Source organism: Pseudoalteromonas phenolica (assembly GCF_005886345.1).
Classification (GTDB): domain Bacteria; phylum Pseudomonadota; class Gammaproteobacteria; order Enterobacterales; family Alteromonadaceae; genus Pseudoalteromonas; species Pseudoalteromonas phenolica_A.
The window spans coordinates 1-1,978 of record NZ_PNEC01000101.1; the positions used below are offsets into that span (position 1 = coordinate 1).

Consider the following 1,978-nt stretch of genomic DNA (forward strand, 5'->3'; position numbering starts at 1 on the left):
GCTAAAATTAGCGACGAAGGAGCGCAAGCCTGCAGTTTTGCGTCCTTTGGTTAAAGCGTTTGTTAGGTGAACTAATCAATATTGTCTAGAATTCAACTCTAATTCCATACTTCTCTTCACAAGACTCAATGATTTCAACCATGTCTTGCATGCCAGATATAACTGTTTCTGAAGGCCTAGGAGGACCATTTTTAAGCATTTCTTCCATGTTTTCCATTACTGAATTTGCTAATTTGGCATATTCATTTAGTGCATTGCTAAATTCTGAATACTTCGCAGGCTCCCATTTCTCTTGAGCTATTTTTGCAGTACATTTACATAGCTTCTCTAGTTTTTCATATTCATCTTCATTGGTAGGCGCAATTAAGAACTGTAGGTTCTGTGAAACACTCTCTAACTCACTCAAGTTAACTTCCTTAGCTTTCAAAATTAGGGATAACAGCATAATAATTATTAAAGTAATAGTTTTCATTGGTATCTCATGTTCACCTAACGCTCGATTAACGGGTTAAAAATAGTGGGCTAAAATCTAGCGAAGCGAAGAGCCCGCTGTTTTTAATCCCTGTATAATTGCTTGTTAGAGCGTATGCTCAACGATTAAGCGAGCCGATTGTTTTATGCATAGTGCGTTAGTGTCTATTGAGATAGTATTTTTGTTTGGGATTGCACCAAATTTATTTCCCGATAAAACTTTATTTAGTTCTTTTGGACATTGAAGTTTATTAGTTCCTATACGAGATTCTCCCGTTACTCTCTCAGCTAGAACTTCCGCTGAAACCTTCAGGTAAACAGGAAGAGTCTCTCCGCCATAACGTGCAACTATTGATTCCCATTGCTCCACAACTTCTATATCTAGTACCTCATCAAAACACAGAGTCACTATTAGCCCCTCTAGTTTATTTTGACAAGCTTTTTCTATCGCTAACGTTCGAAGCTGATCGACAAACTCATAAAAATCATCCTTCCCAAATTCTGAATAGACTTCTAAAGCTATATCTACAGTAAGATGATTATGTAGAATGTTGTATCCTAGTTCATCCTTCAAAAGCTTGGCCAAGGTTAGCTTTCCAGATGCTGGAGGACCATGCAAAATTATCAGTTTCATAAAACGCTCTAACGCTTTAATAATAGGCAGAAAATTATAGGCTACACTGCCGCGCAGCGGCAAGCCTATGATTTTATGTCCTTATTGATTGACTTGTTAGCTAACGACAGCTCCAGTACGTAATTAAACCCACAATCTAACGCTACAGCCTTAGATTTAAAAATAGAAACAATATCTATTTCACCTATGTATAAACCTATGAAGTCTCCGTCTTTGCCAACCTTTTCGGATGAGCAATGATAAGCCACATAATACTTTTGCTTTTCCTTAACCACGGCGCTTATAGATATCGAAAAAGTGATATTTTGAATTACAATTTCTCGAGGTAAATTTGCTTTAGATATTGTTGTAGAACTATCTAACCACCTAATTTTTATTGGATGTTTAAGCTGAGCTCCAACGGCCGATAAAGAAAACATAATTGTTACTGCAAATATAACTATTCTCACCATGTTTCCTTGAGTTAGCTAACGCCCGCATAAAATGCGGATAATGCTTGGCTATAATTTGCGAAGAATGAGCGTCAGCCAAGCGTTTGACGTCATTTTTGATGCGTTTGTTAGGGTTACTACCCCAAAATTAAAATTATACTAAACATAAAGCAAATGAGTATCCAGCCTAAAAGTTTTACAGGGCGAAATCTTGTTTGGAATATACAAACCAACGGAATTAAAAGAATTAGTAAATAAATTGCTAAAGCAAAATAATAGTCGTTGGAATTTGGGTTGAAACTAGGAAAAATTACAGCGTATATGAAGGCTACTAATAGTATTGCCAACACACTAGCGAAGTGGCGGGCTATCTTTTGTTTCTTAGAAAGTTCCATTTTATAAGCAATCCCCGAATGTAACCCTAACGAATGAGATGGACTCC

4 protein-coding genes are annotated in these 1,978 nt (G+C 36.8%); all 4 read right to left on the bottom strand.

The features are described 5' to 3' along the window. Positions 1 to 85: 85 nt before the first annotated feature. A complete protein-coding gene (locus CWB72_RS20210) occupies positions 86 to 406 on the bottom strand; it encodes a hypothetical protein (RefSeq protein ID WP_138635210.1) in 321 nt (106 codons plus the stop codon). A gap of 171 nt (positions 407 to 577) precedes the next feature. Further along, positions 578 to 1,105 carry an AAA family ATPase gene (locus tag CWB72_RS20215; RefSeq protein WP_138635212.1) on the bottom strand — a complete coding sequence of 176 codons (528 nt, stop codon included), beginning with the start codon at positions 1,103 to 1,105 and terminating at the stop codon, positions 578 to 580. Between the two features lie 65 nt (positions 1,106 to 1,170). Further along, entirely contained in the window at positions 1,171 to 1,557 is a 387-nt protein-coding gene (locus tag CWB72_RS20220) for a hypothetical protein (RefSeq protein ID WP_138635214.1), read from the bottom strand. Between the two features lie 116 nt (positions 1,558 to 1,673). Next, the coding region (locus CWB72_RS20775) for a hypothetical protein (protein WP_212747919.1) at positions 1,674 to 1,978 on the bottom strand (305 nt) is incomplete at its 5' end.

What these genes read in the sequence shown, in the direction of transcription:
- CWB72_RS20215 (WP_138635212.1), bottom strand. Translation starts at nt 1,105, where the DNA reads ATGAAACTGATAATTTTGCATGGTCCTCCAGCATCTGGAAAGCTAACC.
- CWB72_RS20220 (WP_138635214.1), bottom strand. Translation starts at nt 1,557, where the DNA reads ATGGTGAGAATAGTTATATTTGCAGTAACAATTATGTTTTCTTTATCG.